The organism is Segatella hominis (genome assembly GCF_019249725.2).
GTDB lineage: Bacteria > Bacteroidota > Bacteroidia > Bacteroidales > Bacteroidaceae > Prevotella.
Genome location: NZ_CP137559.1, coordinates 2,831,325 through 2,845,000, shown reverse-complemented (window position 1 = coordinate 2,845,000; position 13,676 = coordinate 2,831,325). Strand labels below are relative to the sequence as shown.

Genomic DNA, 13,676 nt, shown 5'->3' with positions numbered 1-13,676 from the left:
TTGAAGAATGCCCCTGTAGAAAATTGTGCCAATCTTGCATTCTCGTTTTTGACGGGTGCTATGGATGAAGGTTTCTATCGCAACAAACTGACGGGTTATACCAAGACGGCCTTCGATTCGTTGCAGGCGAAATATGCTGGCAGACTCATGAATCATAGTGCGGACAGTCTCTTCCGTCATCGTATCGAATTGATACCTAATTGCGGTCATTCCATCGACTATTCTTTGACTACTCCTTGGCTCAAGACCTACAAGCGCAATCCTTATCCTCATACATTTATGTGGGAGGATTATCCGATGGACGGACAGCGCCGTCAGGGCTTTTATAATCTCTATGTGATGAAGAGACCGAAGGCAGCAGATGGATTGAAGGATGTAAGTGGAGAAGATAGAGACTATTATGAGATGGATATCCAGGATAACGTAATCAGATTATCCGTCAAGAAGGTAACCTATCAGACGGTAGAGCGTGATCCTGTCTATGGTATAGATTTGAAGTTTACTAAGAACTATCATCCGGTAAGTGGAGGTAAATGGAAGATTTATCTGAATAATCAACTGGTAGATATGAACAAACCGGTAACCGTCTTCATCAATGACAGGAAAGCTTTCGAAGGAAAGCTCGTTCCCCGAATGGAAGATATGATTACCAGTTGTATGGAATATTTTGATCCTTGTCGTGTTTTCCCTGCATCTGTGGATGTGGCATTATAGAAAAGTCTTACAAGGAAAAATAGAAAAATATATATAGGGAAGTTCAAGGATGTGCATGATTCTCATGCTACTCATCCAGGAACTTCCCTATTTTTATACCTATTTTTAATATAGGAGATCCGTTTGTCTCATTTTAATAATATAGAATCCCTTTATTAAATACAGGTCTATTACTATCAGAATTTATTTGCGCTTTCTGTGATTGCGGGTCTTCTGTTTACTTCTGCCAGCTTTTTTGTCTTTGGATTTCATATCGTTAGCACCAGCAGATTTGTCCTTGCGTACAGGAGCAGAGTCACCGGCAAGCGTGAAGTCAAGCTGTTTTTTCTCCAGATTGGCCTGTGCCACCTTGATGCGGATAGCATCACCCAAAGAATACTTGTTGTGATGGCGTCGTCCGATGAGGCAGAAATTCTTTTCATCGAAGTCATAGTAGTCGTCAGCGATGTCTCTCATCGGAATCATACCCTCGCAATGGTTCTCGTCGATAGTTGCATAGATACCATAGCTGGTAATACCGCTGATGTGGGCATCGAATTCTTCACCAAGCTTGTCGCCCATGAATTCTACCATCTTGTATTTGATACTGTCACGCTCCGCATTCTGTGCTATCTGCTCCATTTCAGAACAATGTTCGCAAAGTTCCTCATAATGCTTCTCATTGGCGCTTCTGCCACCTTCTGCATATTTGGTAAGCAAACGATGAACCATCGTGTCCGGATAACGGCGGATAGGAGATGTAAAGTGGGTGTAATACTCGAAGGCAAGTCCGAAGTGTCCGATGTTGTGAACAGAGTACTTCGCTTTCATCATGGCACGGAGTGCTACCATCTGGATGAGGTTGTTTTCTGGTTTACCTTCACAGTCAGCCATCAGCTTGTTGAGGCTTCTTGCAGTAGCGCCCTTGGTACCTTCTGTTTTCATCTTGTAGCCGAACTTGACTACGAATTCGCGCAGAGTTTCCAACTTCTGTGGGTCTGGATTATCATGGATACGATAAGGCAAAGTTTTAGGCTTCTTACCTTTCTTTGCCTTGCCGATGCTCTCAGCCACCGTACGGTTGGCAAGAAGCATGAACTCCTCTACCAGTTTGTTGGCATCCTTTGAGCGCTTATAGTAGCAGCTTACAGGCTTTCCCTTCTCATCTATGTCGAAGTGCAATTCCTCGCGGTCAAACTTTACTGCACCATTCTTGAAACGGGCAGCACGGAGTTTCTTGGCCAATCGGTCAAGTGTGATAAGCTGGAGTGCATTTTCTCCTTGATAAGGGTGCTCCTTGGTTTCTGCAGGAGCAGGTTCGCCAGTACCATCTACTACACCATTGGCTTCGAGCAGTTCCTGTACCTCTTCATATTTATAGCGGCGGTCGCTCTTGATGACCGTATGCACAATGCGGTAGTTCTTCACTTCTGCATTATTGTCGAGTTCGAAGATAACGCTATAAGCCAGTTTTTCCTCGTCAGGGCGAAGTGAACAGATGAAGTTGCAGAGACGTTCTGGCAACATCGGGATGGTGCGATCTACGAGATATACAGAGGTAGCTCGTTTTACGGCTTCCTTGTCGATAATGCTTCCTTCTGTTACATAGTGAGAAACATCGGCGATGTGAACACCCACCTGCCAGTTACCATTCTCCAACTTCTGGATGCTGAGTGCATCGTCGAAGTCCTTGGCATCTTTCGGGTCGATGGTGCAGGTGAATACCTTGCGGAAGTCCTCACGCTCCTTATAATCTTGTTCTGTGATTTCTCCTGTAATTTTGTTGGCAGCATCCTCTACATTCTTCGGATATTTGTATGGCAGGCCATACTGTGCGAGGATGGAATTCATCTCCACATCATTGTCACCCTTTTGACCGAGAACATCAACCACTTCGCCGATAGGACTCTTGTTTTCCTCATCAGGCCATTCGATGATGCGAACGATAGCCTTGTCATCCGTTTTGCCGCCTTTTAGTTTGCGGCGTGGTATGATGATGTTATGGGCAAAGACATCGCCCGGTGTAACCAGGTAGGCAATATCTTTATCCACCTTCAATCTTCCCACGAAGCTATCTTTAGCACGTTCCAGAATCTTATTGACCTGTGCTTCCTTAATATGATTCTTGCGGCGTGCCAGGAAAGTAAATTCCACTCTGTCGCCGTTGAGAGCACCCATAGAGTTACGTTCGGAAACGAAGATAGGTTTCTCACTTCCCTCAGGGATTACAGAGTTTTTACCGTTGGATTTGCGTACAAACTTACCTTCCATCACCTGTACGCTTTGATTGAGTCGATATGAATTATCACTTACTTTGGCGAGGTAGTCATCCCAAGCCATCTCCTCCATGATGTCGATAGCGAGCATCTTGAGAGGGTGGGTAGTGAGATGGAGCCCTCGGAATATCTCTTTGAAGCTGAGCGTTACGCCCGGCTGACTGGCAAAGAATTCTTGCAACTTCTCGGTGAGTTGCGCCTTGTTCATTCTTTTGCCACCTTTTTTTCCTTTTCCCATAATTATAAGAGTTAATAGTTTTCAAAGGCAAAGAAACAAAAAAAAACGCAAATATCAAACTTTCTTGCCATCTTTTTTTCGTTTTTTATTAAATATGTCACAAAAAGGACATTTGTTCCGATTTTTTTCATAAGTTAGCAGATGGAAAAAGAATGTATAACATTTTGCCATCTATGTTACAATGTTGTTACAATTTGAAATATCCGTAATGAATATTTCGGAATCAGCAGAAATCTTATTAAATTTGCAAACGAAATGTAACGAGTATTTCCACGTAACAAAACATTTATGAGTACAAGTCAATATCTTGTGATTTTTTTTCAGATTCTCGGTTCTCTGGCATTGCTCATCTACGGTATGAAAGTGATGAGTGAGGCTTTGCAGAAAATGGCAGGATCTCAGTTGCGACACATCTTAGGAGCGATGACAACCAATCGGCTCACGGGTATGCTTACAGGTACATTTATTACCTGTGCCGTGCAGAGTTCTTCTGCTACTACCGTGATGACGGTTTCCTTTGTCAACGCAGGTCTTCTCACCTTGGCTCAAGCCATCTCCGTCATCATGGGTGCCAATATCGGTACCACGCTTACGGCATGGATTATGTCGCTGGGCTATAATGTCGATCTCACGATAGTCGTGTTCCCCGCATTCTTCTTAGGTATCATGCTGATATACAGTAAGAAACGGCGCTATTTCGGCGATTTCCTTTTTGGTATTGCTTTCCTCTTCTTCGCCCTCGTCCTCTTGAGTGGGGCAGGAAAGGACCTCGATTTGGAACACAATCCTTCGGTCATCGATTTCTTCAGTTCTTTTGATACGAAGAGCCATCTTACCATTATTACATTCCTTCTGATAGGTACAGTCATTACCTGTATCGTACAGAGTTCGGCTGCCGTCATGGCTATTACCATCCTGCTCTGTTCTACCGGTGTACTTCCTATTTATCTCGGTATTGCCTTAGTGATGGGCGAGAATATCGGAACGACGGCTACTGCCAATCTCGCTGCATTGGGTGCCAATGCACAGGCTCGACGTGCCGCTTTGGCCCATCTTGTATTTAATGTGTTTGGTGTCATTTGGGTGCTTTGCCTGTTTTATCCTTTCGTCAATTTAGTTTGCTCATTGGTAGGATATAATCCGGATGGAAATATGTCGGCAGCTCAGAAAGCTACGTTGCTGCCTATCGTCTTGGCGATGTTCCATACCTGTTTTAATGTGTGTAATACGGTTGTGCTCATTTGGTTTATACCTCAGATAGAGAAGTTGGTTTGCCAACTCATCAAGCCGAAGGCAGATAAGGAAGATGAGGATTTCCGCCTGCGTTTCATCCAGACGGGCATCATGAAGACACCGGAACTTTCAGTCTTCGAGGCACAGAAGGAAATCAGCAGTTTTGGTGAGCGCATCCAGCGTATGTTTGGCATGGTAAGAGAACTGTTGGAAATAAAAGACGGCAAGGCTTTTGAAAAGCTCTATGACCGTATCGAAAAATATGAGGGAATCTCAGACAGTATGGAGATTGAGATCGCGAAGTATCTCGACCAGGTGAGCGATGCCCATCTGAGTGATGATACCAAGGCTAAGATTCGTGCCATGCTTCGCGAGATTTCAGAGATAGAGAGTATCGGCGATAGCTGCTTTAATATAGCCAGAACCATCAAGCGAAAGGTAGATAACAAGGAGGAGTTTACCGAAAAGCAGCATGAGAACATTCATCAGATGTTCCTGCTGGTGGATGAGGCTTTGACGCAGATGAACTTCATGTTCACCCACGACCGTCATACTCTTGATATGAATCGTACGTTTAATATCGAGACAGAAATCAATACATTCCGTTACCAGCTGCGCAATCAGAATATAGAAGATGTGGATAATCATCTCTATACGTATGGTATCGGAACGATGTATATGGATATTATTCAAGAGAGTGAAAAGCTCGGCGACTATGTAGTAAATGTCGCCGAAGCTCGAATGGGAAGGAGATAGGAGATTCTTTCTCCTTCTCCAGTATCTATTTCTCTTTTTCCAGTATTTCTGTAAGCTCTTTCATTCCTTCCGAAGCACCCTTCATGATGTGTTTTATCTGGTAGTATCCGTTGGTATTTACTGCTCCCGGGTCTATCAGATAGATAGGAATGCGGGGCTTGGTATAGGAAATCAGACCTGCAGCAGGATAAACATTGAGTGAAGTTCCGATGATGACGAAAATATCGGCATCCTGTACAGCCTCGGCTGCAGGTTCTATCATCGGTACGCTCTCACCGAAGAAAACGATGAATGGGCGCAGGAGACTGCCGTCGCCAGCTTCCGTTCCCGGTTTTACTTCGCAGTCATCTTCCGGCAATTCTTTGATGTAGCGATTATCATAAGGATTGCGGGAAGAGCAAACCTTTGACAGTTCACCATGCAAGTGGATTACATTCTTGGAACCGGCCTTTTCGTGCAGGTTATCAACATTCTGTGTGATAACTGTCACTTCGAAGTCTTTTTCCAAGTCCTTGATGAGTTTATGCCCCTCGTTTGGTTGGGCGGCATACAGTTTATGTCTAAGCATGTTATAGAAGTTGGTCACTAATGTAGGATCAGCTTCCCAGCCCTCGTGGGTTGCAATCTGTTCTACAGGATAGTTCTCCCACAGGCCATCGTTGCCGCGGAAAGTTTTGAAACCGCTTTCCACAGACATGCCGGCACCGGTTAAAAATACGAGTTTCTTCATAATTTTACTATTAACAATGCACAAATTTAGTAATTTTTCTTCAAATAGCATCGTTATCACCAAGAAAAATGTTATCTTTGCACACGTTTTGATACAAATTTAGATTATTAATTAAAAGTTATAGATAATTTTATGGATAAAGTAAGTTACGCTCTGGGTATCGGTATCGGCCGCCAGTTGGCTTCTATGGGAGCTGAAAGTTTGAATATTGATGATTTCGCACAGGCTGTGAAGGATGCTATTGCTGGCAAATTGCAGCTCAGCGAGCAGGAAGCCCAGGAGTTGGTACAGAACTTCTTTGCAGAGCAGGAGGCTAAGGCTCAGGCTGCTGCTGCCGAGAAGGGTAAGGTTGCCAAGGAGGCAGGTGAGAAGTTCCTCGCTGAAAATGGCAAGAAAGAAGGTATTATTACTACCAAGAGTGGTTTGCAATATCAGGTGTTGCGCGAGGGTAATGGCAAGGCTCCTAAGGCTACAGACCAGGTGGAGTGCCACTACGAGGGTACGCTCATCGATGGTACTAAGTTCGACAGCTCTTACGACCGTGGTCAGACAGCTACATTCCCATTGAATCAGGTTATCGCTGGTTGGACAGAAGGCCTTCAGCTCATGACCGAGGGTGCTAAGTATCGTTTCTTCATCCCTTACCAGTTGGGTTATGGCGAGCGTGGTGCAGGTGCGTCTATCCCTCCATTCTCAGCTTTGATTTTCGACGTAGAGTTGGTAGCTGTTAAGTAAAGAATAAAGATTATAAACATAAGCAAGATGAAAAAGTTATTTATCGGAGCCATGATGATGGCTTTCGCTGCAGCAACATTTGTAAGCTGTGGCAATTCTACTCCTAAGGCTGACCTCAAGGACGAGGTTGATACCTTAAGTTATGCGATGGGTATGGCACAGACACAAGGTTTGAAGGAATACTTGAGTGATCGTTTGCAGATTGATACTGCTTATATGGACGATTTCATCAAGGGTCTTAACGACGGTGCCAATGCTGGTGACGACAAGAAGAAGGCTGCTTACTATGCAGGTATTCAGATTGGTCAGCAGATTTCCAACCAGATGGTTAAGGGTATCAACCACGAGGTATTTGGTGATGATTCAACCAAGACGATCTCTTTGAAGAACTTCATGGCAGGTTTCGTTTCTGGTACTACTGGCAAGAAGGGCTTGATGACTGTTGAGCAGGCTGCTCAGGTAGCTCAGGCTAAGATGGTTTCCATCAAGGCTAAGGCTATGGAGAAGCAGTATGGTCCTAACAAAGTAGCTGGCGAGAAGTTCCTCGCTGCTAACAAGAAGAAGCCAGGAGTTGTTACTCTGCCTTCAGGTGTTCAGTACAAGGTAATCAAGGAGGGTAACGGCCCTATGCCAAAGGATACTTCTATGGTGAAGGTGCAGTATGAGGGTAAGACTATCGATGGCAAAGTATTCGATTCTTCTTACAAGCGTGGTGAGCCTATTTCTCTCCGTGCTAACCAGGTAATCAAGGGTTGGACCGAGGCTTTGGTTCACATGCCTGTAGGTTCTGTTTGGGAGGTTTACATTCCTCAGAACTTGGCTTATGGTGAGCGTGAGCAGGGTCAGATTAAGCCATTCTCTGTTTTGATTTTCAAGATTGAGTTGGTTTCTCTTGGTGAGAAGTAATTGGGATCTCAAAATATAGAGACCCGACAGATTTTGTGGGAACTCAGACAATAGAGGACTTAATCAATGAATAAAATAATCATGACAGCACTCGTCCTCGTGGCGAGTGCTTCTTTGTTTACAGCGGGTGCTGCAAACAAGAAAAATAAGAATACGGGCAAGAAAGTAGCCCCTATCGAGTTGAAAACTTCTGCCGACTCTTTGAGTTATGCTGCAGGTATCAATGCCACTCGTGGCTTGTTGAACTATGTGCAGCAGAGTTATCAGGTAGATACTGCCTACATGGAGAATTTCATCCGTGGTTACAAGGATGCGCTTGCTATGGGCATCAATCCTCAGACCACAGCTTATTCTGCCGGTATGGAGATTGCCAAGTTGGTAGAAAAGCGTGTATATCCTGGCACTAAGGAGGAGTTGAAGAGTACTAACGATTCTATCAGCCATGCTTTGTTCCAGGAGGGTTTTATGGCAGCATTGGCCAATGATACCACATTCTTTACCAGCAAGAAGGCTGAAGATTTCCAGAAGGAGGCTTTGGCAGGTGCTGGTGAGAAATTCCTTGCCGAGAATGCCAAGAAGCCTGGTGTGAAAGTATTGCCAAGTGGTTTGCAGTACAAGGTAATCACAGAGGGTCATGGTGAAGTGCCTAAGGCCAGCGATGAGGTAGAGGTTATCTACGAGGGTCGTCTGATTGACGGTACTGTATTTGATTCTACCAAGAAGCATGGTCAGCAGAGCGATAAGTTCAATGCTGGCAATCTGATCAAGGGTTGGACCGAGGCTTTGACAACTATGCCTGTAGGTAGTAAGTGGCAGATTTATATTCCTCAGGAGTTGGCTTATGGCGCTCGTCAGGCTGGTCAGATTCCTCCATATTCTACATTGGTATTCGATTTGGAATTGGTTAGTATCGTAAAGCCAGAGGTTAAGGAGCCTGCAAAGGAAGAAAAGGCAACTGTAGATACAGACGCAAAGGCTACTACTGCCAAGAAAGCTGTAGCTAAAAGAACTGTTGGTAAGAAAAAAGTTGCCAAGAAGATACGCAAGTAATTAGCAACCTTATATATATATATTAAGGTGTATATCATAAAGAGCCAAGAAGTCTGCTGGAATTAGAAAGCGATTTCTTGGCTTTTTTGAAACTGGTTTTATTCATTTTGTTTATCATATTGAATAAAATCAGTACTTTTTTATTCAATAAGGATGGTTAATTGAATCTTTGTCTGTGACATCGCAGTATCATATTGAATTTTAAAACGCAAGAATAAGCGATATCATATACTCTTCTTTGTAATAATTTCCTTCCGGATTTTACCTACTTGTTTTTAGTCAATGTAGCGCTCAAGAAATGGATTTCAGCATCTTCTTTTCCTTGTTCATATTTTCAATATTCGCACACAAATAATATTCAGTTGAAAATACAGAAATTTCAGTAAGAAAAATATAAAGAGAATATCACGAGAATTGCCCTGGCAGGATTCATTTTACGGCACAGAGAATGATCTTGCTATCTCTTAAAGAGTCTGATTCTATCTCTTTGAGTTCCTGTCTCTATCTCTTAGAGATCATGCTCCTTTGGGACTTAATTTCTATGTCATAAAAGCGATTTTTCTGTTAAAATCCGTATAAATACTATCAAAAAGCACGAAAATTGCAAAATAATCGTGCTTTTTGTTGTTTATATCAATAGTTTTTCCTAATTTTGCTATCTGGTATAAGATGATACCATCAAAGATACAATAACATAAAACAACAGAAATGGAGAAAATAGACAATCTTGACAGAAAGATATTGGGTATCTTGTCTAAGAACGCCCGCATTCCTTTCAAGGATGTTGCGGCAGAGTGTGGCGTATCCCGTGCAGCTATCCACCAGCGTGTGCAGCATTTGATGGAGGCAGGATTTATCACGGGTAGTGGATTCGACGTAAACCCTAAGAGCTTGGGATATTCTACCTGTACATACGTGGGTCTGAATCTGGAACGTGGTAATATGTATAAGAAGGTGGTAGAACGCCTTCAGAATATACCGGAAATCGTGGAGTGCCACTTTACTACTGGTTCTTACACCATGCTTCTTAAACTTTATGCGCGCGACAATGAGCAGCTGATGGATTTGCTCAATAATAAGTTGCAGGCTATTCCTGGTGTGGTTTCTACGGAGACCCTGATTTCTCTTGAGCAGAGTATCAAGCGAGAAATTCCTGTTATTTTGGAAGAAGAATAAGTATTCAACGTAAATATAAATGGTAAGGTTGTTTCACATGGGTGTTGCAACTTATGACCGGGGAGAGGCATAGGTTAAGACTTAAGTCGGTCGTGAGTGGTTCCTTTGTGAAACATCCTTTTTTTATGTAAATAAGTAGATGGAAACATTTGATTTGGATTCACACTTGCAAGGTGTATATTCTGTTTTTCCCGAGGCTCCTCATCAGCCGGTAATTGGTATTACTGCCAACTACGAGGGCATAGATGCTACGCTTCGTGACCGATATTATAAACAAGTGATAGCTGCGGGCGGAACTCCTGTTATCATTCCTCCTGTTGCTGATGCAGATGTTATCGTCAATACGCTCCAGCATCTGGACGGATTGATTCTTACTGGTGGCGGCGACCACAACCCTCTCTGGATGGGTGAAGAACCTTCTCCTAAGCTTCATCATATCAATCGGGAGCGCGATCTTGCTGAGTTCCTCCTGGTTCGCCTGGCTTATAATCGACAGATTCCGATGTTGGGTATCTGTCGTGGCATTCAGACTCTGGCTATAGCTTTAGGGGGAAAGGTGGAGCAGGATATCAAACCGGGAGTGAAGCATTCGCAGGATGCAGAGCGTGAGGAACCTACCCATAGTGTGCAGATAGTGAAGGGTTCCACCTTATTTAATATATATAATAGCGAGAAGATTTTTGTCAACTCCTTCCATCATCAGGCTGTGAGTGTGCCGGGAAATAAACTGCGCTGCATCGCCAAATCTACTGATGGCATCATAGAGGCTGTGGAAAGTAGCGAGTACAAGTCTATCCTCGGTGTGCAATGGCATCCGGAATGGTTGGAGAAAGACGGACTGAAGATTTTCCAATGGCTTACTGCTCAGGCTGCCGAGTTTTATCAGGCGAAGCAGTTGCATCAGCGCATCCTTATTCTTGATACACATTGCGATACGCCGATGTTCTTCCCGCAGGGTATCTGTTTCGACCATCGCGACTCCCGTATTCTGGTAGATTTGCATAAAATGACCGACGGTCATCAGGATGCAACGACGATGGTGGCTTACCTGCCGCAGCCTAAGTTGGGTGAGACCTTCAGCAGCAAGGTAGATTTTGATGTGGCTGGTCCTACCCAGTATGCCGACCTGATCTTTGACAAGATAGAGGCTATTGTGAGTAAGAACAGCAATTACCTGAGTATCGCCCGTACGCCTGCCGATCTCTATAGCGACAAGCGGAAAGGAAGAAAGAGTATTATGCTCGGTATAGAGAACGGACTGGCGCTTGGACACGACCTTGCCAACGTGAAGCATTTTGCCCAGCGTGGCATCGTCTATATTACGCTTTGCCATAATGGGGATAATGATATTTGCGATAGTGCCCGTGGCTGCAATACTCACAATGGTGTGAGCAGTTTTGGCGAGAAGGTCATCCAGGAGATGAACCGCCTGGGCATCATGGTAGATTTGAGTCATGCTGGCGAGAAGAGCTTCTATGATGCTTTGGAAATCAGCAAGACGCCTATCGTCTGCAGTCATAGTAGCAGTAAGGCGCTTTGTGATGTGCCTCGCAATCTGACCGATGACCAGATGCGTGCGCTTGCAGCCAGAGGAGGTGTAGCTCATACCACACTTTATCACGGTTTCCTTCGCAAAGAGGGTGAGGCTGACATCATGGATGCTATTGCCCATCTGGAACATGCTATCGACATCATGGGTATCGATCATGTGGGTCTTGGTACTGATTTTGATGGTGATGGCGGAATCTGCGGATTAGCTGACTCTTCTGAACTCATCAACTTTACCATCCAGTTGCTCCGTCGCAGGTATAGCGAACAGGATATCGCCAAGATATGGGGTGGCAACTGGCTCAGAGTAATGGCGCAAGTACAGGCTGTTAGGTAAGTAAAGAGTGAAGAATTCAAATGTTACCGGTGAGTTGAAAGGTAATTCTATAGAGAAAAGATAATCATAAAGTTCAAATCTGAAAGTTCAAAATAAACAAGATGACGAAGAAAATGAAAATCATATTAGGTGTTGTGGCTGCTGCGGCTATTGTGGCAGGTGCATATACTTACAAATCTACTCATGGCACAAGTTCGCCTGAGGCACAGGAAGTGGAAGAAGCAGAGAAACTGAATCCAGTAGGTCCAGCTTTCAATGCGGATTCTGCCTTTGCTTATTGTCAGGCTCAATGCGACTTCGGTCCTCGCACGATGAATAGCGAGGCGCACGATCTTTGTGGCGAATGGATTGTAAGGAAGTTCAAGCAGTTCGGATGCGAGGTAGAGGAGCAGAAAGCAGACCTCAAGGGATATGATGGCACGATATTGAAGAATACCAATATCATCGCTCATTATAATCCGAAGGCTACCACCCGTATCCTGCTCTGTGCCCATTGGGACAGTCGTCCTTGGGCAGATAATGATCCCGACAGTACCAACTGGCGCAAGCCTGTGATGGCAGCCAATGATGGTGCAAGTGGTGTGGCAGTCATGCTGGAAATCGCCCGCCAGTTGCAGGCTGACAAAAAGTTGAATCCTTCTATCGGAGTAGATTTTGTATGTTTCGATACAGAGGATTGGGGAACTCCTCAATGGGCTGATGTTCAGGATAGTGGAGATACCTGGGCTTTGGGTGCTCAGTATTGGAGTGAGAATAAGCCAGACGGTTATTCCCCTCGTTATGGAATCCTTCTCGACATGGTAGGTGGACAGGGTGCCAAGTTCTATCGTGAGGGAATGTCTATGCAGTATGCTTCTGCCATTGTCAAGAAGGTTTGGGCAGCAGCCCGTCAGGCTGGTTATGGCAGTTTCTTCCCTAAGAGTGATGGCGGTATGATAACAGATGATCATATCCCGGTAAATGAAAAGGCGAAGATTCCTACGATTGATGTGATAGCCTATTATCCTGACTGCCAGCAGAGCAGTTTTGGTCCTACCTGGCATACGGTAAGTGATGATATGGCTCATTTGGATAAAAATGTTCTGAAGGCTGTGGGTCAGACGATGATTCAGGTGCTTTATACAGAGGAATAGATAGGCACCGCATTTGGGTATAAAAGGAAGTGTTCCTAAGGAAAGTTGTTGCTTTCTTTGGGAACACTTCTTTTTTAGCCCTGTTGAAATCTCCGTTCATAGTCGTTGAATGTCCGTTCAACGTCTTTGAATCGACATTCAGCGTCTTTGAACGGAAATTATATCTGCCCAGACTCAACTTGTCTTACCACTCTCTCTGTTAATCTATCTACTCCGTTCGGATCATACTTCTTGGTAAGGCTCGCACCGAAAGCCCAAGCGAAGGCCTGATAGAAGCCAGCTCTCACTGGACCCAGGAAAGCCTGTATCAGTTGGTAAGAGGAAGAATTGCATTCGCGGTAAACTAACTTGATGCAGAGTTTACCCTGTGCGTATGTCAGTTTTTTCATTCTTGGCGTGTATTCCTCCTTGATACCTTTCTCTACCAGTTTCATATGTGCATCCTTTGCTCTCTTGTTAGGCAGAGTCTCCAGATATTCACCGGTTTCGATGATAATCTTTCTTACCTCTTTAGCAATAGGCAGCACCTTTTTTACATTATATACCAGTCTGTTGTAAGCCATGCGCTGCTTGGCATTCTTGAATACCGGTTCGGGATATACATAGACATTGTTGACCTCCACATATTGTATGCTGTCCTTTCCCTGCAATACCTTGCCGACTTTCACCATCGGCTCGAAGGTAGGGCTGTCCATATCTACATCCCTGTTTTCCGGATGGGTCTCATCATCCTGTGCAGCCATTCTCAGAGTTGTACCTAACATCAGGCATATCAAAAAAAGTATTTTGTATTTCATCTTTCAGTCCTCATTTTAGTCTCTAAATCAATCAGATGGCAAAGTTACACAAATAATTTGTATACAGA

General features: G+C 44.2%; 11 protein-coding genes (1 of these 11 only partly in view). 8 read left to right on the top strand and 3 right to left on the bottom strand.

Annotated elements, in window-relative coordinates:
- A protein-coding gene (locus tag KUA50_RS11530; protein WP_218456034.1) for a hypothetical protein crosses the window boundary here: on the top strand, positions 1–714 show its 3' portion. It extends 780 nt beyond the left edge of the window; the window shows 714 of its 1,494 coding nt (coding positions 781–1,494); the start codon falls outside the window, past its left edge; its stop codon occupies positions 712–714.
- Between the two features lie 183 nt (positions 715–897).
- Here KUA50_RS11530 and rnr read toward each other — a convergent pair whose 3' ends face one another.
- On the bottom strand, positions 898–3,207 hold the full coding sequence (gene rnr / locus KUA50_RS11525; RefSeq protein WP_218456035.1) for a ribonuclease R: 2,310 nt from the start codon (positions 3,205–3,207) through the stop codon (positions 898–900).
- A 288-nt stretch (positions 3,208–3,495) separates the two neighbouring features.
- On the opposite strand from rnr, the gene KUA50_RS11520 reads away from it, so the two are divergent.
- Positions 3,496–5,196 (top strand): Na/Pi cotransporter family protein, encoded by a 1,701-nt coding sequence (locus tag KUA50_RS11520; protein ID WP_218456036.1) that lies wholly within the window; start codon positions 3,496–3,498, stop codon positions 5,194–5,196.
- Positions 5,197–5,221: 25 nt separating this feature from the next.
- Here KUA50_RS11520 and KUA50_RS11515 read toward each other — a convergent pair whose 3' ends face one another.
- A complete protein-coding gene (locus KUA50_RS11515; RefSeq protein WP_218456037.1) occupies positions 5,222–5,926 on the bottom strand; it encodes an SIR2 family NAD-dependent protein deacylase in 705 nt (234 codons plus the stop codon).
- A 132-nt stretch (positions 5,927–6,058) separates the two neighbouring features.
- Here KUA50_RS11515 and KUA50_RS11510 point away from each other — a divergent pair, with 132 nt between their 5' ends.
- The 6 genes from KUA50_RS11510 to KUA50_RS11485 all read left to right on the top strand — a co-directional run bounded on the left by KUA50_RS11510 (position 6,059) and on the right by KUA50_RS11485 (position 12,811).
- Positions 6,059–6,661, top strand: coding sequence for an FKBP-type peptidyl-prolyl cis-trans isomerase (locus tag KUA50_RS11510; protein WP_118116051.1), 603 nt, complete (start codon positions 6,059–6,061; stop codon positions 6,659–6,661).
- Positions 6,662–6,688: 27 nt separating this feature from the next.
- Complete coding sequence (locus KUA50_RS11505; protein ID WP_218456038.1) at positions 6,689–7,567, top strand: FKBP-type peptidyl-prolyl cis-trans isomerase; 879 nt, start codon at positions 6,689–6,691, stop codon at positions 7,565–7,567.
- A gap of 66 nt (positions 7,568–7,633) precedes the next feature.
- Positions 7,634–8,617, top strand: a complete 984-nt coding sequence (locus KUA50_RS11500) for an FKBP-type peptidyl-prolyl cis-trans isomerase (protein WP_218456039.1) — start codon at positions 7,634–7,636, stop codon at positions 8,615–8,617.
- A gap of 708 nt (positions 8,618–9,325) precedes the next feature.
- A complete protein-coding gene (locus KUA50_RS11495; RefSeq protein WP_022111472.1) occupies positions 9,326–9,793 on the top strand; it encodes an Lrp/AsnC family transcriptional regulator in 468 nt (155 codons plus the stop codon).
- A 139-nt stretch (positions 9,794–9,932) separates the two neighbouring features.
- Entirely contained in the window at positions 9,933–11,678 is a 1,746-nt protein-coding gene (locus KUA50_RS11490; RefSeq protein WP_218456040.1) for a membrane dipeptidase, read from the top strand.
- Between the two features lie 101 nt (positions 11,679–11,779).
- A complete protein-coding gene (locus KUA50_RS11485) occupies positions 11,780–12,811 on the top strand; it encodes a M28 family peptidase (RefSeq protein ID WP_218456041.1) in 1,032 nt (343 codons plus the stop codon).
- A gap of 158 nt (positions 12,812–12,969) precedes the next feature.
- On the opposite strand, the gene KUA50_RS11480 is transcribed toward KUA50_RS11485, so the two are convergent.
- A complete protein-coding gene (locus KUA50_RS11480) occupies positions 12,970–13,575 on the bottom strand; it encodes a DUF4294 domain-containing protein (RefSeq protein WP_371318288.1) in 606 nt (201 codons plus the stop codon).
- Positions 13,576–13,676: the final 101 nt, after the last annotated feature.